The sequence below is a fragment of the Bacillus sp. CZDM1 genome, assembly GCF_055502545.1.
On the sequence record NZ_JBUESO010000001.1, the window covers coordinates 478,086 to 503,738 of the forward strand.

General features: G+C 37.2%; 26 protein-coding genes. 3 read left to right on the forward strand and 23 right to left on the reverse strand.

Features of this window, described 5'->3' with window-relative positions; translation table 11 throughout:
* Nucleotides 1-71: 71 nt before the first annotated feature.
* Complete coding sequence (locus ACY3XC_RS02570; RefSeq protein ID WP_464867156.1) at nucleotides 72-746, forward strand: SIMPL domain-containing protein; 675 nt, start codon at nucleotides 72-74, stop codon at nucleotides 744-746.
* 49 nt (nucleotides 747-795) lie between these two features.
* Here ACY3XC_RS02570 and ACY3XC_RS02575 read toward each other — a convergent pair whose 3' ends face one another.
* From ACY3XC_RS02575 to ACY3XC_RS02650, 16 genes are all read right to left on the reverse strand, one after another.
* The gene (locus ACY3XC_RS02575; protein ID WP_464867157.1) at nucleotides 796-1,308 is read right to left on the reverse strand and encodes a TlpA family protein disulfide reductase; all 513 of its coding nucleotides are present in this window, start codon (nucleotides 1,306-1,308) and stop codon (nucleotides 796-798) included.
* A 19-nt stretch (nucleotides 1,309-1,327) separates the two neighbouring features.
* Entirely contained in the window at nucleotides 1,328-1,453 is a 126-nt protein-coding gene (locus ACY3XC_RS02580; RefSeq protein ID WP_095247147.1) for a CcmD family protein, read from the reverse strand.
* 15 nt (nucleotides 1,454-1,468) lie between these two features.
* Nucleotides 1,469-2,230 carry a cytochrome c biogenesis protein gene (locus ACY3XC_RS02585; RefSeq protein ID WP_464867158.1) on the reverse strand — a complete coding sequence of 254 codons (762 nt, stop codon included), beginning with the start codon at nucleotides 2,228-2,230 and terminating at the stop codon, nucleotides 1,469-1,471.
* Nucleotides 2,231-2,233: 3 nt separating this feature from the next.
* Nucleotides 2,234-2,908 (reverse strand): heme exporter protein CcmB, encoded by a 675-nt coding sequence (locus tag ACY3XC_RS02590; protein ID WP_251634748.1) that lies wholly within the window; start codon nucleotides 2,906-2,908, stop codon nucleotides 2,234-2,236.
* A complete protein-coding gene (locus ACY3XC_RS02595) occupies nucleotides 2,908-3,612 on the reverse strand; it encodes an ABC transporter ATP-binding protein (RefSeq protein WP_464867159.1) in 705 nt (234 codons plus the stop codon). The genes ACY3XC_RS02590 and ACY3XC_RS02595 overlap by 1 nt, the downstream gene beginning before the upstream one ends.
* Nucleotides 3,613-3,635: 23 nt before the next feature.
* Nucleotides 3,636-4,631 (reverse strand): hypothetical protein, encoded by a 996-nt coding sequence (locus ACY3XC_RS02600; protein WP_464867160.1) that lies wholly within the window; start codon nucleotides 4,629-4,631, stop codon nucleotides 3,636-3,638.
* A complete protein-coding gene (locus ACY3XC_RS02605; protein WP_464867161.1) occupies nucleotides 4,628-5,005 on the reverse strand; it encodes a hypothetical protein in 378 nt (125 codons plus the stop codon). Before ACY3XC_RS02605 ends, ACY3XC_RS02600 begins: the two co-directional genes overlap by 4 nt.
* A 12-nt stretch (nucleotides 5,006-5,017) precedes the next feature.
* The gene (locus ACY3XC_RS02610) at nucleotides 5,018-5,521 is read right to left on the reverse strand and encodes a cytochrome c-type biogenesis protein CcmH (protein WP_179157080.1); all 504 of its coding nucleotides are present in this window, start codon (nucleotides 5,519-5,521) and stop codon (nucleotides 5,018-5,020) included.
* A 1-nt stretch (nucleotide 5,522) separates the two neighbouring features.
* Nucleotides 5,523-7,505, reverse strand: a complete 1,983-nt coding sequence (locus tag ACY3XC_RS02615; RefSeq protein WP_464867162.1) for a heme lyase CcmF/NrfE family subunit — start codon at nucleotides 7,503-7,505, stop codon at nucleotides 5,523-5,525.
* A 15-nt stretch (nucleotides 7,506-7,520) separates the two neighbouring features.
* Nucleotides 7,521-7,985, reverse strand: a complete 465-nt coding sequence (locus tag ACY3XC_RS02620; RefSeq protein ID WP_179157082.1) for a cytochrome c maturation protein CcmE — start codon at nucleotides 7,983-7,985, stop codon at nucleotides 7,521-7,523.
* Nucleotides 7,986-7,999: 14 nt separating this feature from the next.
* Nucleotides 8,000-9,064, reverse strand: a complete 1,065-nt coding sequence (locus tag ACY3XC_RS02625) for a hypothetical protein (protein WP_464867163.1) — start codon at nucleotides 9,062-9,064, stop codon at nucleotides 8,000-8,002.
* Between the two features lie 309 nt (nucleotides 9,065-9,373).
* Nucleotides 9,374-10,027 carry a c-type cytochrome gene (locus ACY3XC_RS02630; RefSeq protein ID WP_464867164.1) on the reverse strand — a complete coding sequence of 218 codons (654 nt, stop codon included), beginning with the start codon at nucleotides 10,025-10,027 and terminating at the stop codon, nucleotides 9,374-9,376.
* Between the two features lie 10 nt (nucleotides 10,028-10,037).
* On the reverse strand, nucleotides 10,038-10,487 hold the full coding sequence (locus tag ACY3XC_RS02635) for a PCYCGC motif-containing (lipo)protein (RefSeq protein WP_464867165.1): 450 nt from the start codon (nucleotides 10,485-10,487) through the stop codon (nucleotides 10,038-10,040).
* A 192-nt stretch (nucleotides 10,488-10,679) separates the two neighbouring features.
* Nucleotides 10,680-11,240, reverse strand: a complete 561-nt coding sequence (efp, locus tag ACY3XC_RS02640; protein WP_179157086.1) for an elongation factor P — start codon at nucleotides 11,238-11,240, stop codon at nucleotides 10,680-10,682.
* 20 nt (nucleotides 11,241-11,260) lie between these two features.
* The gene (pepQ, locus tag ACY3XC_RS02645; protein ID WP_464867166.1) at nucleotides 11,261-12,322 is read right to left on the reverse strand and encodes a Xaa-Pro dipeptidase; all 1,062 of its coding nucleotides are present in this window, start codon (nucleotides 12,320-12,322) and stop codon (nucleotides 11,261-11,263) included.
* A gap of 102 nt (nucleotides 12,323-12,424) precedes the next feature.
* Nucleotides 12,425-12,922: a YqhR family membrane protein gene (locus tag ACY3XC_RS02650; protein WP_464867167.1), complete on the reverse strand. Its 498-nt coding sequence runs from the start codon at nucleotides 12,920-12,922 to the stop codon at nucleotides 12,425-12,427.
* Between the two features lie 327 nt (nucleotides 12,923-13,249).
* Between ACY3XC_RS02650 and ACY3XC_RS02655 the strand changes: the two genes are divergently transcribed.
* A complete protein-coding gene (locus tag ACY3XC_RS02655) occupies nucleotides 13,250-13,642 on the forward strand; it encodes an SA1362 family protein (protein ID WP_464867168.1) in 393 nt (130 codons plus the stop codon).
* A 26-nt stretch (nucleotides 13,643-13,668) separates the two neighbouring features.
* On the opposite strand, the gene ACY3XC_RS02660 is transcribed toward ACY3XC_RS02655, so the two are convergent.
* Complete coding sequence (locus tag ACY3XC_RS02660; protein WP_464867169.1) at nucleotides 13,669-14,553, reverse strand: patatin-like phospholipase family protein; 885 nt, start codon at nucleotides 14,551-14,553, stop codon at nucleotides 13,669-13,671.
* A gap of 89 nt (nucleotides 14,554-14,642) precedes the next feature.
* Nucleotides 14,643-15,668 (reverse strand): spore photoproduct lyase, encoded by a 1,026-nt coding sequence (gene splB, locus ACY3XC_RS02665; protein WP_179157091.1) that lies wholly within the window; start codon nucleotides 15,666-15,668, stop codon nucleotides 14,643-14,645.
* 197 nt (nucleotides 15,669-15,865) lie between these two features.
* Between splB and ACY3XC_RS02670 the strand changes: the two genes are divergently transcribed.
* Nucleotides 15,866-17,656: an urease accessory protein UreH domain-containing protein gene (locus ACY3XC_RS02670; RefSeq protein ID WP_464867170.1), complete on the forward strand. Its 1,791-nt coding sequence runs from the start codon at nucleotides 15,866-15,868 to the stop codon at nucleotides 17,654-17,656.
* Between the two features lie 47 nt (nucleotides 17,657-17,703).
* Here the strand turns inward: ACY3XC_RS02670 and ACY3XC_RS02675 are convergent, their stop codons facing one another.
* The 5 genes from ACY3XC_RS02675 to ACY3XC_RS02695 form a co-directional block, all read right to left on the reverse strand.
* Complete coding sequence (locus ACY3XC_RS02675; protein ID WP_464867171.1) at nucleotides 17,704-20,193, reverse strand: heavy metal translocating P-type ATPase; 2,490 nt, start codon at nucleotides 20,191-20,193, stop codon at nucleotides 17,704-17,706.
* 39 nt (nucleotides 20,194-20,232) lie between these two features.
* The gene (locus ACY3XC_RS02680; RefSeq protein ID WP_464867172.1) at nucleotides 20,233-20,946 is read right to left on the reverse strand and encodes a hypothetical protein; all 714 of its coding nucleotides are present in this window, start codon (nucleotides 20,944-20,946) and stop codon (nucleotides 20,233-20,235) included.
* Nucleotides 20,947-21,051: 105 nt separating this feature from the next.
* Complete coding sequence (locus tag ACY3XC_RS02685) at nucleotides 21,052-22,422, reverse strand: HAMP domain-containing sensor histidine kinase (RefSeq protein WP_464867173.1); 1,371 nt, start codon at nucleotides 22,420-22,422, stop codon at nucleotides 21,052-21,054.
* Entirely contained in the window at nucleotides 22,423-23,109 is a 687-nt protein-coding gene (locus tag ACY3XC_RS02690) for a response regulator transcription factor (protein WP_464867174.1), read from the reverse strand.
* Between the two features lie 111 nt (nucleotides 23,110-23,220).
* Nucleotides 23,221-25,638: a heavy metal translocating P-type ATPase gene (locus ACY3XC_RS02695; protein ID WP_464867175.1), complete on the reverse strand. Its 2,418-nt coding sequence runs from the start codon at nucleotides 25,636-25,638 to the stop codon at nucleotides 23,221-23,223.
* Between the last annotated feature and the right edge of the window lie 15 nt (nucleotides 25,639-25,653).

The window sequence follows — 25,653 nt, forward strand, 5'->3', positions numbered from 1 at the left end:
GATTGCTAGGAATACTTCATAAAGTAAAACGTAATTTATGTAGTAAGGAATATTATTGAGGGGGAAAATTCATGTACATTCAGCATCCTGGAGACCGGAATACACTATCTCAAAGGAACAACATAATAAAAGTGAAGGGTGAAGGAGAAATTGCCGTACAGCCAGATACAGCCTCCGTTAATTTAGGAGTAGTAACTGAAAGTAAAGAACTAATTGGTGCTCAGCAGCAGAATTCAATTGTTGGAAACAAGGTGATAGATTCTCTCATTGCTTTAGGTATTGATAGAAATCAAATACAAACGTTTGATTATCGAATTGAACCCGACTATGACTATGACCAAGGAAAACAAATATTTCGAGGATATAAAGTAACACATATCTTGGAGGTAAAAATCGATGATTTATCTATTATAGGAAATGTAGTAGATACTGCGGTTCAGAACGGAGCAAATTATGTTGCTAATGTTCAATTTACAACGAGATACAAGGATTCTTATTACCAACAAGCACTTGTAATGGCTTTAAACAATGCAAGCAGCAAAGCAACAACCATAGCTAATACCTTAAGAGTCACACTCAATCCCACGCCAATTCTTGTGACAGAAGGCACAGACGTTATTCAGCCCTTTGAGAGCCAACAAGTTGCGTTTGCAAAAGGAGTCAGTTCAACACAAATTCTACCGGGACAGCTTCTAATTAAAGCAAGTGTTTCAGCTGATTTTAAATATCATCCTATAAGTGGATAAAAAAAGGATTGAATCACTGTAAAAGTGGTTCAATCCTTTTTTTAAACTATTATTGATCGTACTTCTTTACCATTCCATATAATTGGGCTGATGTAACCGGACCATTGTAATGCTCTCTTATTACTCCTTGTCTATCGATGACAAATGTTTCTGGCTGCCCTGTTACATTATACTTTTTTGCAATTTTGGAATTGTAGTCAAATACATAAACGGCAGGCGTGTTATATTTTTCTAGGAACTTTTTCACTCGGTCCATTGTTTCGCCTTTGTTAATCATAATTAATCGGTATTTATCGCCGTAATCCCTTGCAAATGCTTCAAGTTCTGGAGCTTCATCCACACACGGTTTACACCATGATGCAAAATAATTTAAGATGATTATTTCGCCTTTGTAATCAGAGAGCTTCGTATTGGTTCCATCTAAATTTGGGAGTTCGAAATTATAGGCTTGGTCACCAACATCGGTATTGTCACCTTTACTAGCCAAACTATATCCAAAAAAGCCAAACATTCCAATTAATAGAAACAATACGAGTAAGTTTATGACTCGTCTGCTCATCATGCTTCCTCCTAACAACCCCTTATTTATCTAGTTGTTTTAAAAACTCAATATCTTTTTTCAGGCTGCTATGACGCTTTCCAATAAGAAGCATATAACCAAAAATAACTAACCAAACAACTGAATAGGCTCCATACATGAATTCCATAATAAAAAATTCCTCCTAGTTTTCTAATTTCTCACGTAATTTTTCTTTGTACTGGTCAACTTTAATTTTCATATTTTCAAAAGAAACACCCTTATGAAGAAGGTAGGCATAAAGGAATGTAAAAGCAGTAATCGTAACTAATAAAGCAACGAGCATACTTGGTGCTATTCCGCCGCCTTGTTGTGATGGACCATCTCCGAATACGATTGGGTGGAATTTAGATTGCCACCAGCGAATCGCAAAGAATACGATTGGAACATCAGCAAATCCGATAATTCCAAATACTGCAGCTAATCTAGCTTTTTTATCCCAAACTCCATCCATCTGACGAACCATCAAGTATGCTACAAAAAGGAAGAATAGGATTAGTGTTGTGGTTAGGCGTGGTTCCCAAGCCCACCATGTATTCCATGAAGACTTTGCCCATATAGGTCCTGTCGTTAGAACAATGATTGTAAATACAACACCAATTTCAGCAGATACATAGGCGTATGTATCATAGATCCGTTTGCGTTTTATTAAAAATAGAATACTAAAGACAAATGTTACAAAGAAAGCTAAAAAAGCTACCCATGCTGATGGAACATGCATATAAAATATCTTTTGTACGGCTCCCATTGTCTTTTCTATTTCTGCATAAAGGAAAATAAAGTAGAATGCCGCCAACATCGCAGCTACCATTCCGCCATATAATATTTTGGTAAGCAGCGAACTTTTTATCGGTGCCAAATCTGTTATAGGAAGAGGCGCCTTTTCTCTTTCAAGATTCATACTCATCTATTAAACCTCCAGAACGTACTCAATTAGTAAAAAGCATAGTACAAAGAAAATTACATCATAGGCTGCGACCAATTGCAGCCAAGCAATAGCACTTGGTAATTTCTCCATATTAGTAAGAATAATTTTTGTTGCTTGGGTAACACCAATTAATACCGGGCTTGTCATTGGGAAGAGCAAAAGCGGTAATAACATCTCACTGCTCTTAGAATTGGAAGCTAATGCGGCCAAGAAAGTTCCAATTGCAATGAATCCAAAGCTCCCAACAAACAACACTAAGATAAAATATAAAATACTGCCATTCACTTTAAAATCAAATAGTAGAAATAGGAAGGGAACCGCGACAATTTCTACTATTAAAATCATCGAGAAGTTTGCCATGAATTTGCCTAAATAAATACTAGAGGCTTCCATTGGTGCAACCAATAAACCATGCATGGTATCATTTCGCTGCTCAGATACTAACGAGCGATTAAGGCCTAAAATCCCCGAAAATACAATGATGATCCAAACAGCACCTGGAATCACTGCTTTTGTCGTATTGTTTGCTGGATCAAAAGCAAAGCTTAGGACTAAGATGACTAACCCAGCAAAAATAATCATCGTACCCAAAACTTGTTTTGTTCTGAGTTCAGAATAGATATCTTTTTTGGCAATTGTGAGGGCTGCTCTAAACATTACGAAACTCCCTCCACTAAAACCTGGTATTTTTCAGAAACTAAGCCTAAAGATTTATTATTAATGCTAAAATCATCAGCTATCTTTCCGTTCTTCACAATAATAATTCGATCACAGATTTCAGCTGCTTGTTTGAAATCGTGAGTAACCATTAATGTCGTACATCCCTTTTCTTTCATGGAAAGAACAACATTATTTAGAATTGTAATCGCACCTTGGTCCAATCCTGTATGCGGTTCGTCAAGAAGCATGATTTTCGGATCATGGATAATGGCCCTTGCTATTGCAATTCTTTGGATCATCCCACGGGAAAAATTCTTTACTGGTTCATTAATGAAGAATGACAAGCCTACTTCTTTTACCAATTGTCTTGCTCTATTTTCAACGTCCTTGACACCATATAACTCACCGAAAAACAGTAAATTTTCTAGCGGTGTGTAATGATCGTACAGCAAGCTGGAATGCGGTAAATATCCAAACAGTTTTTTCACTTCTATATGATCCTTTTTAAGATCCAATCCGTTAATCTTTACAAGGCCTGATGAAGGCTTTATTAATGTTGCCAGCACTTTTAAAAGTGTACTCTTTCCCGCTCCATTTGGACCAAGAATAGCAACTGTTTCACCTTGTTTGATTGATAGGTCAACACCTCGAAGAATTAACTTATTGTCGGCTTGCTTTGTAAGCTTCTTTATTTCAATCATCAAGTATCCCTCGCATTCCGACGTTACTCTACAAATTGGCGTAAATTCATCTTAACTTGTACTAAATGCTGCTTATATGTAGAAAGTTTGGCTTGATAATCCTCTTCTGACATATTTCCATCATCGAAATTTTCTTCTAATTCAAGGATTTTATCCATAATCGCCTTTTGCTTTGCCATTAAATTCTTAAATGCATTTTCTTCTTTGTCAGCACCAAGTCTCTTCTCTTCTGCTCTTGCCTTCATTCTAAAGTAAGCAAAATAGGACAACGCTGCGATAATAATGGCAACCATTACAATTAAGAACACATGTGGGTCCCAACTGCGCAGCGGTGATTGTGACCACATGCGAAGATGACCAGGATTATGGAAGGCGGGTGCTGTTTTTGTTACATTTCCACTAGTTTCACTTACACCTAGTTCTGTAGTACCTTGAGCTGCACTTGCTGATGGCTGTTTATCTTTGTTATAAATCATTGTAAAGGCTTGTTTTGCTTGGATGCCTTCAACACTGTATCCCTGATAATTTTGATCATCCATCTTGAATAGCCCTTGATTGGTAGCAGTAATGTTCTTAAATTCAATACTACCCATTCCCTCAGGAACAAGAATTTGCATCATCTGAACAGGATAGTCGAAGTTCAGGTTAATTTCCTCGCCCTTTGCGATTCTGTAGCTGTATGGCAAAACAACGGTCTGATTGGCTGAGATAGGATCTGTTGTAATGAATCCTGTATCAACCTGTTTTTGAGCAATTTTGTTATCTAAAAAGGTAAATCCAGTTGCTCCTGTCGGAATAGTGACATTCAGTACTGCTTCACCCTTGCCGTCACCTTTAACTTCCTCTGATGAAGTATTGGTATAGTTCACCATATTCATCATATTAGTTGAACCATCTTCTGCAGGGCTGACGACTAGGTAATGCATATCAACGGATATCGCTGATTCCCCTGCTGCCATTCCATTTAATGGAATCAGCAGCAGCAGTCCGAGGAGGAAAACGGTGACTTTCTTAATCACTTTCCTCCCCCCTTATTATTTTTATGACTCTTCATTGTCGCTTCAATTTCACTTTCTATTTCAGCCATTAAATCCTTGTCAACGGATTGAGATGTTATTTGCTCTTCTTCTTCCTTCATAATGCTGACTACTTGGGATTCATATTGCTTCTTAAGATTTTTGTAATCTGCGTGTGAAATTTTATCCATCTTGTATTCAAACTCTAGTTCATTCAGTGTGGATAAGAGCACTTCTTTATTGGAAGCAGAATCCTGACCCATATTCGCAAAACTTAAATACGAATTCCAAGAAAAGAAGGGTGCAAGAACGAGAAATAAACAAATGAGCACGAGGGCTGCTGTAAATATCATTGAAATGATCGAGATTTCTTGCATAATGTTCACATCCTAAAGATACTTTTTGCGTTCTTCTTCAATCATAGACGAGAGGATTTCTTCTTCCACCTCATCCTTTACCTTTTCGTTGTCTAGGGTTAATTCATCCGTTCCTTTTTTCTTCACCCATTTACGAATGATGAAGAATATCGCTGCCCCCGCAATGGCTAACGCTGCAAAAGGCATTATCCAAGCAACTAAACTAAACCCGCTTTTTTCTGGGGCTGTTAAAATTTCTTCACCGTAAATATTGACGTAGTATTCACGAATTTTATCCTTATCCCAGCCCTTATTCATCATTTCAACGATGTCTTCCTTAAAACCAATTGTGAGATTACAAGTCTTAGGATCGCATTCAAAATGGTCTTGACCACAGCCGCAGGTGCACATGAATTGAGACGCAGCTGCTTCGAATTCCTTCGATTTGTAGTCGAACTCTTTTGCTCCTGCTTGAAAGGTTGTAGCCTGAAAAATAAAGGCAATTAGAAGGAGTCCAATATAAATTTTATTTTTCACATTAAGACACCTCTTTGCGTACTCCTGTGTATCTTGGAGTAATATTTTGATATTTTCCATTCCACACAGCAAACAGCGAGCCGATAACAATCATAAAGGATCCAATCCATAGCCATGCAATCATTGGATTAACTTTCACAATAAAGGTTGCTTTTCCATCATCTTCCCAATCACTTAATACAACGTATAAATCCTCTTTTAAGGATGTGATTAGTCCAACTTCTGATGATGGCTGATCCCAGTTGCCATAGAAAACTTTTTCAGGCTGGATATTTCCAATTCGTTTACCGTTTTTGAAAACCGTCATTTCCGCGTAAACGATATCATTTATACCTTCCTTTTTTTGATCAAGACGCTCGTAATTAATACGGTAATCCTTCACTTCAATGGAATCCCCTAAGTTTACTGTTTTCATAGTTTGTACATCATAGTTTTGCGATCCGATAATACCCATTGCGATAAACGCTATACCGATGTGGACAATATAACCACCATAGCGCCTGCGGTTTTTAGTCATCAAGCGATAAAGTGAAAGATAAAATTTTTCACTTGTCATTTTCCTTCTTGCTTTAACTCCACGATAAAACTCAAGGAAGTGAGTAATTAAGAGAAGAACGATAACTCCAAAGCCGATTACTGCCCAGGCTTTTTGTATTCCTAGTACAACCATTAAAGCCATTGCTGCAACAGCAAGAATTGCTGGAATCAAGAAGTTTTTCTTTAAGTTTTTTAATGATGACCTTTGCCATGCCAGCAATGGACATACCGCCATTACAAACATCATAGATAATAGAATTGGAGCTTGAACGGTATTAAAGAATGGCATCCCTACTGTAACCTTTGTACCTCGTACAGCTTCTGATACTAATGGGAATACTGTTCCCCAGAATACCCCAAACGCCGCTCCCACTAACAATAGGTTATTAATTAAGAAACTGCTTTCTTTAGAAATATAGGAATTGAACTCCCCGGCACTGCGTTTAAGCAGGTTGTAACGGCTCATTAAGACATACAATGCCCCTATAACCATTACACCCATAAAGATTAAGAAGTATAATCCTAGATTTGAGTTAGCAAATGCGTGAACCGATGTAAGAACACCACTTCGAACAAGGAATGTTCCAAACAATGTTAATGCATAAGAAGTAATGATTAAGCTTATGTTCCAAATCTTTAACATGTTTTTCCGTTCTTGAATCATAACCGAGTGCAGGAACGCAGTTGCCGTTAACCATGGCATAAAGGATGCATTTTCAACTGGATCCCATGCCCAGTAACCGCCCCAGCCTAGCTCGACATAAGCCCACTGGCCGCCAAAAATATTACCTAGACTTAAAAACAACCAAGCTATAATTGTCCAGCGTCTAGTCATTTTAATCCAGAAGTCATCCACGTTTTTCAATAACAGTGCTGCCATTGCAAAGGCAAACGGAATAGCAAGTCCTACATAACCAAGGTAAAGTGTAACAGGATGGATAATCATTCCCGGGTTTTGCAGCATTGGGTTTAAGCCATGACCTTCGATTGGAACTTGATCCAACAGTATAAAAGGTTTAGCAACAAATCCAAGGATTAAAAAGAAGAATACGATATTTCCTAATAGAATGGCGGAAATATACGGAACCATCGGATTTCCTCTCATTTTGCGTGAGAAGGCAATCATTACAGTGTAAAGAACTAGGAAGAAAGTCCATAATAGCAATGAGCCTGAATTCCCCGCCCATAATGCTGTAAGTTTATAAATAATTGGAAGCTCACTGCTGGTGTAATCACTAACATATTCATATTGAAATTGGGATGTAGCTAGCAAATAAAATAAGGAAAGCATTGCCATAGAGGCGCAGACTAGGATAGCGATTACACCACCCTTACCGCTATTAATTAATTTTTGATTCTTAGTGCTAATCCCCAGCGTGATGATGAGGAGTGAATAGATTGCAAGCGCTAAGCCTACATAAATTGTTGCATTAGCAAATAAGTACATATCGTCACCTTCTTATTATTTTGCACTTTCTGGTTCTGTTGGTGGCTGATCTAATAATTTTTTATGTGCTTCAGGATCATAGTTTTCAACATCTTCACCCTCATATTTAGAAGGGCATCTTGTTTTAACTGTTTCAGCGACAAATGTATTTTTCTTAGTAGGTGCGCCTTGGAGAATAACAATAACACCCTCAGAGAAGTTATCTGGCCTTGTGCCGTTATGGATAACATGCATTAGGTTTCCCTCGTTATCTTCTAAATCAAACTTCAATTCGATTTTATCTGGGTTCCATTTAATAGATTCTTCGATTAATAGTCCTTCTACCGTTACAAAATCATCTTTATGTTTTTCTTGGTTAGCCAAAAGATCTTTCATTGTTAATTCGATGCCGCTTGATCCTGGTGTAGCTGCCATAAGTAAGAAAACGATTGCCCCTGCGATAATAAAACCACCCAGCATAACGATTGTGTTCTTTTTCACACCCATTCACCCCATTAAATTAATTTTTTCATTTCTTCATCGTACGTTTCTTGATCAATCTTTCCCGCTAAAAGCTTTTTACGTAATTCCTTTTTATCGTCAACACTAATTGACTTCGTTTCTTTTTTAGCTAGTTGCTTTTTCGGGTGTTGGATCGCTGCTTTAGAACTAGATGCTTTAGGTGCAGAATATGATTTCCCTTTTAACCCCAAGTAAACAAACACACCGGCTATGATAATGGCGATTCCAATAACGACAGCACCACCAATGCCAATTAGCGGGCGATTTCCATCTGATTCAGTTGATACACCTGATCCGCCAGAAATTTGATCTGTTGCTGTACCATTAACACTAGTATGGTTTTCATCATTCGGAGGTTGTTTCTCATTAATAGCATCTAAAGTAGATTTGAAACCATCTTTTTGATAGGAAAATGAATATTTATAGCTTTCTCCTATTTTTACATCTTTGTATTGGTAGTAGAATAACTCTTCACCATATTCACTTTTCGTATTATTTGGTGCCTTCGGTTCTAGTGTAATCTCTTTTGCTTCCATTGGAGCATAGAAGATTACGTCTAATGTTCCAATCTCTGTTGGGTTACTATATTCGTATGTAAAGCTTCTCTTATCCTTAACATCTACTGCGCTCGTATAATACTCGACAACGAATCTATATGATTCATTATTCTTTATTGCTTTTGAAGGTTTCCAAGAAATAGTTCCCTTTTCTTTATCCACATCAAATGGCCGTTGTACTTCGGGCTTGTTGTCTTCTGGAAATTCAGCAACTAAGTATGCTTGGAATCCTTTTTCACTAGCTGGAACAGCTAATTCAACTTTCCCATCAAAATCTTGTCCGCTTTTGTTTGTAAAAGTTCCATATTGTCCCACTAGTAAAGAAGGGGTATCTTTTTCCCAACCTTCAGGATAATCAAACTCTGGCATTACCTGAATTTGCATTTCCGTATAGGGAAACTTCTCTGGCTGAAAGGTTGTTTCAGCCTTAGCGTTTGAAATGATAAAACTTGATAAAAATGAGGTAATTACAAATAAAGCCAACAACTTCTTTTTAAGCATGTTAATCCTCCTTGAGCTCCTAAGCTATTTTTCACTATAGCCCTCTTTGAAATAAATATAATATTAATCATCTGTGTATAGTTGATTCACTTATGAACATTTTGTAAAAGGGGTATAAACGTTACGTTTTTGTCAAAAAATGCCCACAGAATGTTCACATTTATCTACATGCCATAAAAATCCCCCTATTTTTTTATCTCAACTAGTACTATAAACCCAAAACTATTTAACTAATTGGCTTGAAAATGAACGTTTTGTTAATTAAATTGCATACTAAAAAACCCTGAATCCGAAGATCCAGGGTTTTCGTTATTTTGCTTCTAATGAACGGATATATGTTACAATATCCGTAATTTCTTCTTTCTCAAGCTGTCTTACTCCGTCCGAGCCCTTTAATGATGCTGCCATTCTGGTATCATCACGGCCATATGCTGTACCAATCCAAATTTGCTTATCCGAAGTAAATTTCAAGAATTGTGGATTTGATAGAGCTGTTCCCATCTTTAATTTACCGCTGCCTGCCTCGCCATGACAGTTAATGCAATATAAATTATAAAGTTTTTCACCATTAACAATATTACCTGCAATTGTTTTAGGAACCTCAAAATCTATTTCTTCAGACTGCCAATTCCTTATATAAGCAACAACATTATTTAATTCATCCTCTGAAAGTCTTGGTCCATAGCTAGGCATTCCTGTACCTTCTCTGCCAAATTTAACACTATTGAAAATGTCTTTGTCACTAACTGCATTTAAATACTGTTGATTATTAATGGCGGTGCCAGCATTTTTACCTTCACCTTTGCCATTTTCACCATGGCATATCAGGCACTGCTTGTTATAAACCTTTTCACCTGCAGCAATTGCTTCTGCATTCTTGCTGCTAAAAATATCACTATTAACGATACAAATAATAATCCCTATAAAGATAATGATGTAAAGGCCATATAGTATTTTTTTCATAGGTTATCCCTTACTTAGGTTCTGGTGTCGGAGTAGGCTCCCCAAAATCTTGATACTTAGTAGTGATTAAATCATATATTTTCTTAGGGCTTTTACCGTCTAAATGCATTTCTACCGCCTCCCGGGCGATATCTATACAGACGTCTCAGGATATACTCATTGAATCCCAGCCGGTAACGGCATTATCTTCTCCAAATGAATCAATATAGCAATCCAGATTACTTTCATGCCCGTCTTGTGCATAACATCCGCAATAACAAGGTACACCTGCTACTACTTCTGGGTAGTTCGATACCATAGCATACGTTTCCTGAATCAAATCAGAAGAGTTTAAAACATAATCTGGTAATGGTAAATGTTTTTTATCTAAAGTCACATTTGTCTCTTTGGAGTTACCGCAGGCTGCTACTAGTAGACCGATAGCCGCACAGAGAAACAAGAGAGAGAGAACTTTTTTCATTGCTGTGTCACCCCTTTTGTTTATATGTTTGTAATTCTACTTAATTTTAACAAAAACTAATCACATGAATGGAAACTAATTATTACTATTTAGTGAAGTTTTCACAATAGGAAAAGTAATAAACTTTTCAGCATGAAATAAACAAAAAACTAAGGCCATGTTTAGCGGCCTTAGTTTTTTGGGACTTATTTTTTATGCACGAGAAACATAGGATGCTTCTGTTGTGTTGATAATTAATTTATCACCTTGATTGACAAAGAAAGGTACTTGTACTGTAAGTCCTGTTTCAAGGGTTGCAGACTTGGTTCCACCTGAAGATGTATCACCTTTTATGCCTGGCTCTGTTTCAGTAACTTCTAGTACAACAGTATTTGGCAGTTCTACACCGAGTGTTTCATAGTTAAACATCATGATGTGGACTTCCATGTTCTCTTTTAAAAACTTTAATTCATATTCGATATTGTTTGCTGGCAATTCAACTTGTTCGTATGATTCCATATCCATAAAAATATGCTGATCGCCACTTGCATATAGATACTGCATCTTACGATTATCAATTTGAGCCTTTTCTACCTTTTCACCGGCACGGAATGTTTTTTCTTGAATCGCACCATTACGAAGGTTACGAAGCTTAGAACGAACAAATGCGGCACCTTTACCAGGTTTTACATGTTGGAAATCAAGTACGCGCCATAGGCCGCCATCCACTTCAATGGTTAGCCCGGTTTTAAAATCATTAACAGAAATACTCATGTTTTATCCTCCTATGTCTATTACAAAATAATAAGTTCTTTTGTGGAATGTGTAAAAGCTTCGTTATGGTCTTTCGTGATGAGAGTATCATCCTCAATCCGAACACCGCCAAGGCCTGGTATGTAGATACCTGGTTCAACCGTAACAATCATGCCTGGTTCTAGAACCATATCTGAACGCATAGAAAGCGTTGGACCTTCATGGACTTCGAGACCAATACCGTGACCGGTTGAATGTCCGAAGTATTCTCCATAACCCTTTTCTGTTATGTAATCCCTTGTAAGTGCATCTGATTCTTTACCTGTCATGCCAGGCTTTATTCCAGCCATTCCTCTAAGCTGCGCTTCTAGGACAATGTCGTATATCTCCTTCAGCTTAGCCTCAGGTTCTCCCACTGATACTGTTCTTGTAATATCAGATACATAACCATTATAATAGGCACCAAAGTCTAAGGTTACAAAGTCTCCTGTTTCAATGACTTTGTCACTTGCAACTCCATGTGGAAGTGCTGAACGATAACCTGACGCAACAATAATATCGAAAGAAGAAGATGCTGCTCCTGCTTTTCTCATAAAGAACTCTAATTCATTGGATACTTCAAGCTCCGTTTTCCCTGGACGAATAAAATCCAATATATGCTTAAACGCAGCGTCGGCAATATCCGCTGCCACCTTTAATATCTTAATCTCTGAGTCAGTCTTAATCAAGCGTAACTTTTCAATAACCCCTGAAACAGGGATAAGTTCTGCTTCAACTTCTTTTTCATAAGCTTTATATGTAGCAAATGTTAAATGGTCCTCTTCAAACCCAAGTTTTTTTATACCGAGTTTTTTGGCTTGCTTTGCAACCTCATCAACAAGCGTGCCGGTCATTTTAACAATTTCATATCCTTCGCATTGGTTGGATGCTTGTTCAACATAACGGAAGTCCGTAATAAATTGTGCTTTATCAGCACTAATAAGAACTACCCCAGCCGAACCAGTGAAGTTTGTCATATAGCGACGGTTAAATTGACTTGTAATTAAAAAACCATCAATTCCATATGTAGAAAAACTTGATCTTAATTTATCTATCTTTCCCATCTTCTCCCACTCTCCCGTATGTAATCCAGCAGCAAATATTGCATTATTCCATAATATCAAAAATATTTTAACACATCTCAGTCCATAAAGACTAATAAAGCGTTAAGAGGCTGTCTCATTTTCTTCCATATGATTGATTTCATACTCATAGTTAATGGAATAACCAATAAATAAGCCATAAACCAAATATAAACATATTGAGGTAATTACCGTATTACGACTTAAGTCTAAAAATGGCTTCATTTCTGAAAAAATGGGATTCAACACCAGGTACACGATTAAGAATAGTGCAATACCATACCCTAAGCCCAACCAAATACCGTTAAATTTTTTTAGTGCAATAGAATAAATAAAGGCTGCACCAACCGATAAAATCCCAAGTAAAATAATTGATATGATCGTTCCTAGCCATTCATTTTTCCAATCCCCTAACGCCCATGGACCTAGTATGATATTAGGTCGAATTTCAGTGAAATTGAAGTAATATGCAAAAAAACCAATCGTCCCCCAAAATAGACCTCCAAACAAACCCGTCCAAAATACAACAGTAACAAAAGACATTGGTTTTGGATATTTTGACTTTTCAGGAATTTTAGTCATATTAAATACCTCCTTTAAGGTTGTAAATTTAATTTCTTATCGAAATGAATTCAACCCTATTATGCCCTTCCTTTGTCAATCACTTGCATAGAATAAATTTTTTAATTGGAAATATTATGTCATCCTAGAGGTTTTTTCATATATGGAGTAGAATTAAATATAAGTAAATACAATTATTTATAACCTACAATCTTATTTTTTGAATGTAATACGAAAGAACTAGTCGAGTAGTGTTTATATTACAGCTTCATGCTGAATAAAATATTGAAAACATTATTATTTTTGAGTTTAAAAAATTAAGAAAATGATTATGATGCTGTTAGGGAGGTGGCTTTCTTGAAAAATCGGATTTCCGTTCCTTTGGTTGGTAGTGTTATTGTTTTAGGAATAATTGGCATTTTTGCAGCATTTACAAGTAACCCTATTGGTTTCCTTAAGAATATCGTAGTGTTCGCATTGGTTGGTTTAGCCATTTATTTTGTTTTCAAACTAATTCGCAGGTCAAATCCTAGGAATAAAGAGCAGCAGGCCTTTATCAAAGCAGCTAAGAAGTCGAAAAAACGTTTACTGACTAAAGGCGGCGAACAGTCTGCAAAAGGTACATCTTTTGGATCACTAACTTCTTTAAAGAGAAGCAAAATGACTAAAAAGAAATCCCCTGTTCACTTAACAGTTATCGATGGTAAAAAAGGAAAAAAGAAAAATCGAGCGTCGTTATAAGCGCTCGATTTTTTTTATATCTTTTCTTAGTAACACCAAGATTTAAAAAACTTTATAGCAGCCTCTCTGCCTATCTTAAACAATTCCTGTTTCTTTTCATCTGTTATATGGAACTCGATAGACATTCCCCCCTCCGAGGGAATAAAAATAATGTTTTTTGCATGTTTTTTGGATATATAACGTGAATCATGTGCATCTTTCATCGTTTCAAAGAGAGCAGCAAACAATTGAATAGCATTCTTAATCTTATGTTTTTCATGTTCGTATTCATCTGCGCTTAATTTAATTCCGATTACTGGCCTCACCTTTTGGATATTTTCACGGTCGAAAAGCCACATTGGAAAATTGCTTAATACCCCGCCATCAACGATCACATTTACTCCATCCATCGATTTCAATTTCACCGGTTCGAAAAAGTATGGGATACTGCAGCTCATTCTTACTGCTTTTGCAATTGAAAATGACTCAGGAGGAATCCCATATTTAGCCAAATCATCTGGAAGAACCATCAACCTGCCATTAGAAAGGTCTGATGCAATGATTCTTAAATTTTGTGGCGGTAAATCTGAAAAAGTTTTTACTCCCCTAGCTGCTAATTTTTCTTCAATCCATTTTTCTAATTCATTCCCTTTATACAAGCCTAACCTCCAATAAACAAAAAGCCATTTAGCAAGTGGAAACGGAATAATCATTTTTCGGGCATCGAGAAATTTTGTTAAATCCAATTCATCAAGAAGGTGTTCTATCTCACTACTTCCATAGCCTGCCGCAATTAATGCGGCCACAATCGACCCAGCGCTCGTCCCTGCAACTCTTTCGAATTGAAAACCTCTTTTCTCAATTTCTTGAATAGCCCCAATAAGGGCAAATCCTTTTATTCCTCCTCCAGAAAAAACACCGTCTATTTTCATGGCAGCCACTCCTAAAGGTAACTCATTGTTACATCTTTAAGCAGGAGGTTCATGAAATAGTACGGTGTACAAGTAAAAAAATAATTTTTTCATGTAAAATATTCAACAACTGCATTTGGAAAATATTCATTAATATATTGGCGAATGGTGGTTTCCAATTCATTGGCCTCTTCTGTTGGATAGACGTATTTTCCAATTCCATAGCGGCCCCATTTATATTTACGCTTTTCTTCATCCATTTCTAGTTTGGTTTTCGGGTACCTCTTTGCAATTACATTCTTTGCCGGTTTTGTAAAGCGATGTTGAATTAGTTCAAACGTTAAATCTGGTATTTCTATGCCTGAAAGCTCGTCACTTAACCTCTCAAACAATTCACGATATCCTTCCTTCCAATCTTCATGCAAATATATGGGGGCGATAATAAACCCTAATGGGTAATTTGCCTTTGCTACCTTCCTTGCTGCTGACAACCGATCTTCAAAGGAAGATGTACCTGGTTCAAAATTCTTTATCACATACCGCGAATTCACACTAAAACGAAACCTTGTTTTTCCATTATGATTGGCATCTAGAAGATGGTCTACATGATGGAATTTCGTTACAAAGCGGAGCAGCCCAAATTCTGATTGTCCAATGAATTCAATCGTCTTCTTTAATGAATGTGTTAAATGATCTATTCCAACAATGTCCGAGGTACAAGCGGCTTCAAATCGGGTTATCTCAGGCTTACGCTCATCCATGTATTTTTGAGCTTGTTCAAAGATATCCTCTAGATTTACATAGGTTCTAATATATGGTTTACTGCCAAGAGTTGTTTGTAAATAGCAATAATGGCAATGCCCCATGCAGCCAGTGGCTAAAGGTATAGCAAATTCTGCTGAAGGCTTAGAAGTATCAAATTTCAATGTCTTTCTGATTCCGACCACAAGGGTTGATTTTGCATTTCGGTATTTTTGATTTTCATTATCACCCGGCAAATCACGAATTTGATTATGAGAGGTCGTCTCACGAATTTCAAGATTCAATTTTTCAAATTTCTCTTTTAATTCTCTTCCAAGAGGGTATTCTAGGGCCCTTGGTTCAAAATAAACTAATTGCGGCATAAAAGGTTCCAAATTCCATCCTCTTTTCCAACTATTTTTTTATAGTATGGTCTTTTAATAATTTTTAACATGGTTCAAAATTTGGATATATTTTGTCTACAAATTGTTCACTATACTACTCTCTTTCTTCATATCATCAACATAAAAATTCTCTATACTTTACCTATCTTTTAGTTGGTTTCATTAATTAGTAAAGGCAGGGAAATATTATGAGTGTAATAAAAGAACGTATAAAGGTATATGAAATGACCTGTACATCCTGCGAGAAGCGGGTTGAGAGGACCGTAAGAAAATTAGATGGGGTCCTCGATGTAAAAGCTAGTTTTAGCGGTCAATTTGCGGAAATTGAATATGATGATCATTTCTGTGATTTTAAAAAAATTAAAAACGCTATTGAGAGTGTAGGTTATAGCACTGAAAGTCCTAAAGACTTTAAGTTTATTGGCATCATGATTGCAGTAGCAGCCGTTGTGTTACTAGGAATCAACTCTGGTAATTACGATATGGAATCACAACTAAATAATGCTTCCTATGCTGTATTATTTGTAGTTGGAGTGATTACTTCAATCCATTGTGTAGGTATGTGCGGTGGAATCATGCTTTCGCAAAGTATAGGAAAAGAAAGCAAGAATAAATTTGAAGCAATAAAACCAGCACTTTTATATAACGCCGGAAGAGTGGTCGCATATACGGTACTTGGCGGGGTCATCGGTGCTATTGGTTCAGTTTTCGCTCTGTCCCTAACAGCTAAGGCCGGTTTGCAGTTATTTGCTGGTGTTTTCATGATTATGATGGGCTTTAATATGGCTGGTTTTAAGGCCTTTAGAAAATTCCAAATTAAATTGCCAAATGTGGCTTGTAGAGCAATGAGTAAACCAAGAGCACCATTTTATGTCGGACTTCTAAACGGATTAATGCCCTGTGGACCCTTACAAACCATGCAAATTTTTGCTTTAGGAACAGGCAGTGCTGTTGCAGGTGCCTTATCGATGTTTATGTTCTCTATTGGTACAGTCCCGCTCATGCTGACATTTGGAGCATTATCAGGGTTGTTGAGCAAAGGGTATACAAAAAAAATACTAAAGTTTAGCGGTATGTTAATAATTATGCTCGGCCTTATTATGAGTAACAGGGGGCTTGCCTTGGCAGGCATGAATATCAGCCCAATGGCTATTATGTCCAGTGTGGGAGCCTTCGGCGATGCAAACGCCTCCTCATCCTCGACCGATGAGATAAAAGCAACAATTAAAGATGGAGTTCAGGTCTTGAATATGACTGCTAATGTTTATGGCTATACTCCAAAAACTCTTTATGTGCAAAAGGGAATGCCGCTTAAATGGGTTATAAATGGTGAAGAAATTACTAGCTGTAATAATACGATTGTAGTGCCTGGTATGGATATTCAACAGAAGCTGCAAAGTGGAAATAATCTAATTGAATTCACACCAGGGAGTGAAGATCTTAATTTCAGCTGCTGGATGGGAATGAAGCGTGGAGTAATTAAAGTTGTAGATGATTTAGAAGCTATTACAGCTTCCGGCAGCGACGGGGAGGGGCTTGATTCTGCTGTTAAGGCACCCCCAGCGGAACCTGCTCAGCCTAGTATCTACGGTGACGATTTTAGTAAGGTAGCAACAGAACGATTAGTTAAAAAAGCTGAAGTAGCTGGTAATGAGCAGACAATTTCAATAAAAGGAACTGGATATGAATTTGAGCCGCTTATTATGGTGGTTAATAAAGGGATCAATACAAAGGTGACTTTAGATCTCTCATCCTTTGATAATGCAGAAGGGTACTTTATGATTCTGAATTCATCAACAATGCAAATTATTACCGATTTTACTGGTACAAAAAGGGTCAATAATATTGAATTTACTATTAGTAATAGTGGTTCCTATGGTATCTACCTAAATGAAAAAGAAATACTTGGAATGATAGAAGTGGTTGATGATATCAATATAGTCGACCTAGAGGAGATTAGAGCTAAATACCTACAATAGTTATCCAATAAAAAATGGCAGCGATTCATATTCGCTGCCATTTTTTATTATTTAGCTGGTTTAAATCCTTTTAGTCTTAAAGCATTTAGTAGAACAGATACTGAGCTTAAGCTCATGGCAGCGGCTGCGATGATTGGGTTTAACAGCGGTCCTCCAAATAAATAGAGTACTCCCATCGCGATTGGTATTCCTAAGGTGTTGTAACCGAATGCCCAAAATAAGTTTTGTTTTATGTTTGAGATTGTTTTTTTACTTAATTGGATGGCAGTTGGTACATCCATTAGATCACTTCTCATAAGAACAATATCTGCTGATTCCATAGCAACATCTGTACCAGAACCAATGGCAATACCGATATCCGCCTGTGCAAGCGCAGGAGCATCGTTTATACCATCGCCAACCATTGCTACTTTTCTATCTTCTGCCTGAATCTTTTTAACCTCGTTTGCTTTGTCTTCAGGCAGGACTTCCGCTAACACTCTGTCAATCCCAACCTGTTTGGCAATCGCCTCTGCCGTCCTTCTGTTATCTCCGGTAATCATGGCTACTTCAATGCCCATCTTATGAAGCTGTTCAATTGCTTTTTTACTATTTTCTTTAACGGTATCTGCTACTGCGATAATTCCAGCCATCTGACCATCTATTGCCACATACATTGGAGTCTTACCCTCGCCAGCAAGCCTATCAGATGTTACCTCAAGGTCTTTTAGCGAAATCTCACTTTCAACCATAAGCTTTCGATTTCCGAGTAAAATGTTCTTACCATCCATTTCAACCTCAATTCCATGACCAGGAATTGCTTTGAAAAAGTCTAAGTTTTTAAATTCTATGCCTCTTTCCTCAGCATCTTTCACAATCGCTTCACCTAATGGATGCTCTGAACCTTTTTCAGCAGAAGCGGCCAATTGGAGCAGGTATTCCTCTGTAATTTCACTCTCACTCTTCACAACAACATCCGTAACCTTTGGCTTGCCCTCAGTTATTGTCCCAGTTTTATCAAAGACAATAGTTTTAATTTTATGAGCAGTCTCTAAGGCAACACCGCTTTTAATTAGTACCCCATATTCAGCACCCTTTCCAGTACCTACCATAATAGCTGTTGGGGTTGCCAATCCTAATGCACATGGGCAGGCAATAACAAGAACAGAGATAAAAATTGTTAAAGAGAATACTCCCGTTTCACCCGCAAAGAAATACCAAGCCAATGCCGCCGCAATCGCGATTCCAATTACCGCAGGAACAAAATATCCAGAAATAATATCTGCCATCTTTGCAATCGGGGCCTTTGAACCTTGCGCATCTTCTACTAATTTAATAATCTGTGCTAATGCAGTATCTTTCCCAACTCTAGTAGCTTTATATTTTATCAATCCATTTTTATTGATACTTGCTCCGATTATAGCATCGCCTATATTTTTTTCTACTGGCATACTTTCACCAGTCAGCATTGATTCATCAACAGACGTCATCCCTTCGATTACTTCGCCATCTACAGGCATTTTTTCTCCTGGTTTAACGACAATAATATCACCAACTTCTACTTCCTCAATTGCGATTTCTACTTCTTTACCATTACGAATAATAATTGCTGTTTTAGGGGCTAGTCCCATTAGTTTCTTTATTGCCTCAGAGGTCTTTCCTTTTGTAACGGCTTCTAAATATTTACCTAGCAGAATTAAGGTTATAATAACACCGGCCGCTTCAAAATATAAATCGTAAGCATAATCGATATTCCCGCCATATATCTGAAAAATAGCAAAGATTCCATAAAGGAATGCTGCAGAAGTACCCATAGCAATTAAAGAGTCCATATTGGGGCTTCTACTGATCAAAGAGCTAAAGCCAACCGTAAAGAACTTATTTCCAGCAAATAACACTGGAAGTACCAATAATAATTGAATGAGGCCAAAGTATAGCGGATTCACCATTGGATCAATAATCGCAGGAAGTTTAAAACCAAGCGGTTCAAAAAACATATGGCCCATTGTGATAACAAGCAGCGGCACGGTGAAGACTGCAGAAATCACAAACTTCTTCCATAACAGCTTGATTTCCTTTTCTTTTCTCTCTTTATCACTATCAACTGTTGTTTCATCTTCAGTTGCATTATATCCTGCCTTCTCAATTGCTTGCTTAATATCTGAAACTCTCACCTTAGAAGGCTCAAAGCTTATTGATAATTTTTCCGTTGCATAATTAACATTTGATTCCAGCACGCCATCAAGCTTACTAGTTACCTTTTCAATTCGTTTGGCACATGCTGCACAGGTCATTCCTTCTATTTGCAGTACCCTATTAACACACTCAATAATAGCCTCATACCCCGCCTTCTCAATCGTTGCACGAATAGCTGGGAGTGATACGATGTTTTCATCATACTGAATGCTAAGTTTCTCGGTTGCATAATTCACGTTTGAATCTTGAACTCCCTCAAGCTTTTTTGTTACTTTTTCAATTCGCTTGGCACAAGCAGCACAGGTCATTCCACCTATTTTAAGACTCTGTTCCAACCCACTCACTCCAATCTTTTCTATCAAATATGATAACCACCCAAGATATCAGGGGTGGTTTATTTATTATTTTTTAATATCGTAGATTTTAACGATTTGATCTGGACTTGCTCCCATTCCCATATCATCCTCACTTGCTTCTTTAAAGACCCAACCGCTGTCTTCAAGTTTATTGATATCAATTCCTGCTTCTACAAGGGGCTCCGCATTTAACACAAAGATCATATCAGCATCATTTGTACCTAGCTTTTCTGTCCACTGAACTTGGTTGCCTTCTCCAAGGTTAAGACCAAAATGTTGTACATCCTTATGATACTTAACATTGTCTGTATCAGCCTTTAAGAGTCTTCTCATGGAATCTTCTGAACCATTTGAAGCTTGTTTTTTATCTGATACATTGTAGGGTTTAATAAGACGATTAGGTAAATCATTTCCTTTATCGTCCTTAGCAGCAGGTTCATAAAGCCATTCGTTTTCATCAAGTTTTTTAATATCAAGTCCTGCTTCTACAAGAGGATCCGCCAGCATAACCATAGCAAAATCCGCCTTATTAGCTGACATATCTTTACTCCATTCAAACTTTTCACCTGTTGGAAGCTCAAAGCCCCAATGCTTTAGAGCTTCATGGAACACTTTTTTATCAGGGTAAGCCTTAACAATTTTGTTAAAGGCAAGAAGAGCATTATCTGCCTCTTTATCTCCTGTTACTGGTCTGCTGCAACCCGTGAAGGCTGTTATTATTGCGCTCGAAACTAGCAAGGTAACTATCTTCTTTTTCATTCTCTACAACTCCTAATGTATAATGCTTACAACATTAGATTAGTAAAGTGTTATGAAGACAGTATGAAGAATATAAGAGTGTCAAATTTTGGTCACAGATATGCGTTAATTTGTTGAATTAAAATAGACCTTCACTGAAGTTCCTATTCCTTCTTCACTCTCTACCTCAATTTTCGCATTGTGAAGTTCAAGGATATTCTTAACAATCGTTAATCCAATCCCATTTCCTTCAATTTGATTCCTGCTTTTATCACCTCTATACAGCCTTTCAAAAATAAAGGGTAAATCTTCCGGTTTAATACCAATTCCGTTATCCATTAATTCTAAGATGATCTTTTTATTTTCTTTATAAAGTTTAATCAGTACTTTTCCATTGCTTTCAGTGAATTTTATAGAGTTTGAAAATAAATTAATTATTACTTGTTTTATCTTATCTTTGTCACAAATCATTTGATAGTTTTCATCTGGTTGAATATCATATTCGATAGAAATATTTTTACAATCAGAACCGATAAAAAAATCTTTACTCATCTCTGTAAGTAAATCCTCTAGGTGAATCGTTTCATAATTAAGCTTGATGCTCTCTGATTCAAACTCTTTTAAGAGGTTTAAGTCATTTACTAATTTTCCAAACCGAATGACTTCCTCATTTAGATAATTTAATCCCTCTTTTGTTACTGGAACTACGCCGTCAATCATGGCCTCAAGATTATTTTGAAGGACATTCAAAGGCGTCCTAATCTCATGCGTAATATCCGATACTAACCTTTTTCGAAGCGCGTCCTGATACTTTAATTTTCCTGCAAGGATGTTCACACTCTTTCTTAAATCCTCTAATTCTTCAATATTACTTTTAATATTTGAAACTGTATCAAAGTTACCTTGAGATAAGCTAACAGACATTTTGGCTACTTCCCGAATCGGTGTTGAAAATTGTTTTGAAAAATATAGACTTAAGCTAATAATGATAATGAGGGTAAGTGCACCACTGGCAAAAATGCTTTTGTTTATAGAAGATTTAAAGGTTAGATCCTCTTCTGATAAAAGCACAGAAGAATACTGTCCAATATCGACAAATCCAGCTACGTTTCCATCCACTTTAATGTCAAACGTTTTGGTTGTATAAACACCACTATCATGTCCTGACATTTCCCCAATATGGATTTGAGTATTTAAATCATCAGGGTCCATTCCCCAGACTGCCTGTTTACGGCTATCTAAAAGTGTCAAACAATAATTTCCCATATAAGCTTCATGCATTAATTCTACACCTGTATCTGAGGACCATTTACCTTCCCTTTTGTAGGCTTCTTCGAAATAGGAAACAATTCTTTCATACCTCTTGTTCTGGATTTCAATCATGTATTCGTTAAATTTATTGGAAACTGTCATATTAACAAAAATAGTAACCAGCAGGATGGCAGCAACCGCTGATAATACCAATAAAATACTTAATCTTCTGCTGATAGATTGCAATTACCTCTCACCGCCAAACTTATATCCTGCTTTCATAACCGTAAGGACATATTTTGGGTTCTTGGTGTCTATTTCTATCTTTTTACGAATATTTTTTATATGCACATCAATGGTCCGATCATAGCCGCTAAAATCTACGCCAAAGATTTTATCAATCAACTGTTCTCTCGATAACACACTTCCTTTTGCTGAAACTAGTGCACAAATAATATCAAACTCATTAGGTGTAAACGGAACCTCTTGCCCCAAAATTTGGACTGTTCTTTTATCGCAATCAATCGATAAATAACCATCATCAAAAATAATCTTAGATGAAGGGAACATGGAGCTTATTCTCCTAAATAAAGCATTTACTCGAGCAGTTAATTCTCTCGGGCTGAATGGTTTTATTAAATACTCATCTGCACCCATATTTAATCCCTCTATTTTGTCATTTAATGATCCTTTTGCAGTCAGCATAAAGATATGCACATCAGATGATTGACGTATGATTTTACAAACTTCTTCACCTCTGATATCAGGCAGCATTAAATCTAGAATAATTAATTTATAATCTGCTGTTTTTAAAAGATTCAACCCTTTTAACCCAGTTGGTGAACAATGAACCGTATAACCTTCTTTGTCTAAATAACCTTTTATTACTGTTGACACACTTTCCTCATCTTCAATTAGTAAAATATGATTCATTTGATTTCACCCGGCTTATTAAATTTGATTGCTTGTAAAATAAGTATAATAGTTAAAGATAGTGAAAAATGGGAAAAAGGCTGACAATTATGTGTCAGCCTTTTTGTAGGATCACTGTAGTTTAACTTTTTGTAATCGTAAAGCGTTAAGGACAACGGATACAGAACTGAATGCCATAGCTGCTCCTGCAAGCCAAGGAGCTAAGAAACCGAGTGCTGCAAATGGTATTCCCAGAGAATTATAGGCGAGTGCCCAGAAAAGATTTTGCTTTATATTTGTTATTGTCTTCTTACTCATGAAAATAGCGTCTGCAATACTATTTAAATCCCCGCGAATAAGGGTAATGTCCGCTGCTTCCATTGCCACATCTGTTCCAGTTCCAATCGCCATCCCAATATCAGCGACTGCCAGCGCCGGAGCATCGTTAATCCCATCGCCAACCATTGCTACTTTCTTACCTTGTGTCTGTAATTGTTTAATTTCAGCTGCTTTACCCTCGGGTAGAACTTCCGCAATCACGTTTTCAATTCCAGCCTGTTTTGCGATGGCTAAGGCGGTCTGCTGATTATCACCCGTAATCATGATAACTTCAAGCCCCATGTCCTTAAGTCGATTGATGGCACTTTTAGATGTTTCTTTAATCGTATCAGCAACTGCAACGGTACCTGCATATTGTCCGTTTATGGCTGTAAGCATCGCTGTCTTCCCTGCCCTTTCTAATTCATTCATTTTTTCAAAGGCAGAAGCGGCCTCAACGTTGTACTTAGTCATTAATTTTCTTGTACCAATTAATAATTCTTTTCCACCAACCACAGCTTTGATCCCAAAACCTGGAATGGCTTCGAATTCAGTTACATCTTTAAAGTGAATTCCTTTATCCTTAATCCCCTGAACAATCGCTTGTGCTAAGGGGTGCTCGGATTGCTTTTCAGCCGAGCCAATCAATGATAGTAATTCTTCCTCTTCGATTGTTTCGGTTGTGATGACATCCGTTAAAACAGGCGTACCGTTTGTCACTGTCCCCGTTTTATCCAATACAACCGTGGTAATACGGTGGGTCATTTCTAAATGCTCTCCACCTTTAAACAGGATCCCATATTCTGCAGCCCTGCCTGAGCCAGCCATGATTGACGTTGGTGTTGCTAATCCTAATGCACATGGACAGGCAATAACTAGGACGGCTATCATTTTTTCTAAGCTTTCCGCAAAATCTCCAGGAGCTGCCCACACAAACCAAATAATAAAAGTAATAACCGCGATTCCAACCACGATTGGAACGAACACCCCAGATATTTTATCTGCAAGTCTTTGAATGGGGGCCTTAGAACCTTGTGCCTCTTCCACTACCTTAATAATTTGTGCTAAGGCAGTATCTTTTCCAACCTTTTTAGCTTCTACTTTTAAAAAACCGTTTTTGTTAAGAGTTGCACCTATTGTCTCATCACCGATTGTCTTATCAACAGGGACACTTTCACCAGTTAGCATTGACTCATCAATGGCTGAATTTCCTTCGATGATTTTTCCATCAACAGGTATTTTTTCACCTGGTTTTATATATAAGATATCTCCTACGACTACCTCTTCCAGTGGAATTACGAGCTCTTGCCCATTTCTTTCAACAGTCGCCGTCTTAGCTTGAAGCCCCATTAATTTCTTAATCGCTTCTGAGGAACGCCCTTTAGCTTTTGCCTCAAAAAGCTTGCCTAAGATGATTAAGGTAATTAGTACGGCACTTGTTTCGTAGTAAAGCTCAAGTGAGTGAGTACCCATAGAAATCGACATAATTGATAAATATAAACTATAAAAATAAGCTGCTGATGTACCTAGAGCGACTAGAACATCCATATTGGCACTTTTATTCTTTAACGCTTTATAAGCCCCTATATAAAACTGTCCACCAATAAAAAACTGAACAGGTGTAGCCAATGCCAGTTGAAACCATGGATTCATAAATAATTCAGGCACCCATATAAAAGAAGTAAATGTAAAGTGTCCAACCATTGCCCATAACAATGGTAGAGAAAGAATGGCGGAAAAGATAAACTTGTTTGTTTGCTTTTTTATTTCCTTCTGACGATAGTCGCTGGTTTCCTTTGCTTCCTCCTTTACACGAGCTCCGTAACCAAGTTTATCTACCTTTTTTATTATGTCATTAGTGGTTAAAGCTGTTCCGTTGTACTCGACGGTTGCTTTTTCAAGTGCCAGATTCACATTCGCCTTTACGACACCATCTAATTTATTCAAACCCTTTTCTATTCTCGTTGAGCAGGCTGCACAGGTCATTCCAGTAATATCAAACTCTGCCTTTTCGGTAACCACGTCATAACCTAGGTCCCTAATCTTTTTCTCGATGTCTTCAACCTTTACTTTTTCTGGATTAAATTTAATGGCTGATTTTTCTAAAGCCAAATTGACGGTTGCTGTTTCAACTCCATCTAATTTATTTAATCCTTTTTCAATCCTAAGTGCACAGGCAGCACAGGTCATACCTGAGATTTGTAAATTGGTTTCTTTTAGATTTTGAGACATAAAAGCCACCTTTCT

Excerpts from the sequence above, each read along its gene's own strand:
- ACY3XC_RS02615 (WP_464867162.1), bottom strand. The coding sequence starts at position 7,505 with ATGTACTTATTTGCTAATGCAACAATTTATGTAGGCTTAGCGCTTGCA.
- ACY3XC_RS02575 (WP_464867157.1), bottom strand. The coding sequence starts at position 1,308 with ATGATGAGCAGACGAGTCATAAACTTACTCGTATTGTTTCTATTAATT.
- ACY3XC_RS02630 (WP_464867164.1), bottom strand. The coding sequence starts at position 10,027 with ATGAAAAAAATACTATATGGCCTTTACATCATTATCTTTATAGGGATT.
- ACY3XC_RS02695 (WP_464867175.1), bottom strand. The coding sequence starts at position 25,638 with ATGTCTCAAAATCTAAAAGAAACCAATTTACAAATCTCAGGTATGACC.
- ACY3XC_RS02605 (WP_464867161.1), bottom strand. The coding sequence starts at position 5,005 with ATGCAAGAAATCTCGATCATTTCAATGATATTTACAGCAGCCCTCGTG.
- ACY3XC_RS02670 (WP_464867170.1), top strand. The coding sequence starts at position 15,866 with ATGAGTGTAATAAAAGAACGTATAAAGGTATATGAAATGACCTGTACA.
- ACY3XC_RS02595 (WP_464867159.1), bottom strand. The coding sequence starts at position 3,612 with ATGATTGAAATAAAGAAGCTTACAAAGCAAGCCGACAATAAGTTAATT.
- ACY3XC_RS02625 (WP_464867163.1), bottom strand. The coding sequence starts at position 9,064 with ATGCTTAAAAAGAAGTTGTTGGCTTTATTTGTAATTACCTCATTTTTA.
- ACY3XC_RS02680 (WP_464867172.1), bottom strand. The coding sequence starts at position 20,946 with ATGAAAAAGAAGATAGTTACCTTGCTAGTTTCGAGCGCAATAATAACA.
- ACY3XC_RS02570 (WP_464867156.1), top strand. The coding sequence starts at position 72 with ATGTACATTCAGCATCCTGGAGACCGGAATACACTATCTCAAAGGAAC.
- efp (WP_179157086.1), bottom strand. The coding sequence starts at position 11,240 with ATGAGTATTTCTGTTAATGATTTTAAAACCGGGCTAACCATTGAAGTG.
- ACY3XC_RS02690 (WP_464867174.1), bottom strand. The coding sequence starts at position 23,109 with ATGAATCATATTTTACTAATTGAAGATGAGGAAAGTGTGTCAACAGTA.
- pepQ (WP_464867166.1), bottom strand. The coding sequence starts at position 12,322 with ATGGGAAAGATAGATAAATTAAGATCAAGTTTTTCTACATATGGAATT.
- ACY3XC_RS02590 (WP_251634748.1), bottom strand. The coding sequence starts at position 2,908 with ATGTTTAGAGCAGCCCTCACAATTGCCAAAAAAGATATCTATTCTGAA.
- ACY3XC_RS02660 (WP_464867169.1), bottom strand. The coding sequence starts at position 14,553 with ATGAAAATAGACGGTGTTTTTTCTGGAGGAGGAATAAAAGGATTTGCC.
- ACY3XC_RS02585 (WP_464867158.1), bottom strand. The coding sequence starts at position 2,230 with ATGAGTATGAATCTTGAAAGAGAAAAGGCGCCTCTTCCTATAACAGAT.
- ACY3XC_RS02580 (WP_095247147.1), bottom strand. The coding sequence starts at position 1,453 with ATGGAATTCATGTATGGAGCCTATTCAGTTGTTTGGTTAGTTATTTTT.
- ACY3XC_RS02650 (WP_464867167.1), bottom strand. The coding sequence starts at position 12,922 with ATGACTAAAATTCCTGAAAAGTCAAAATATCCAAAACCAATGTCTTTT.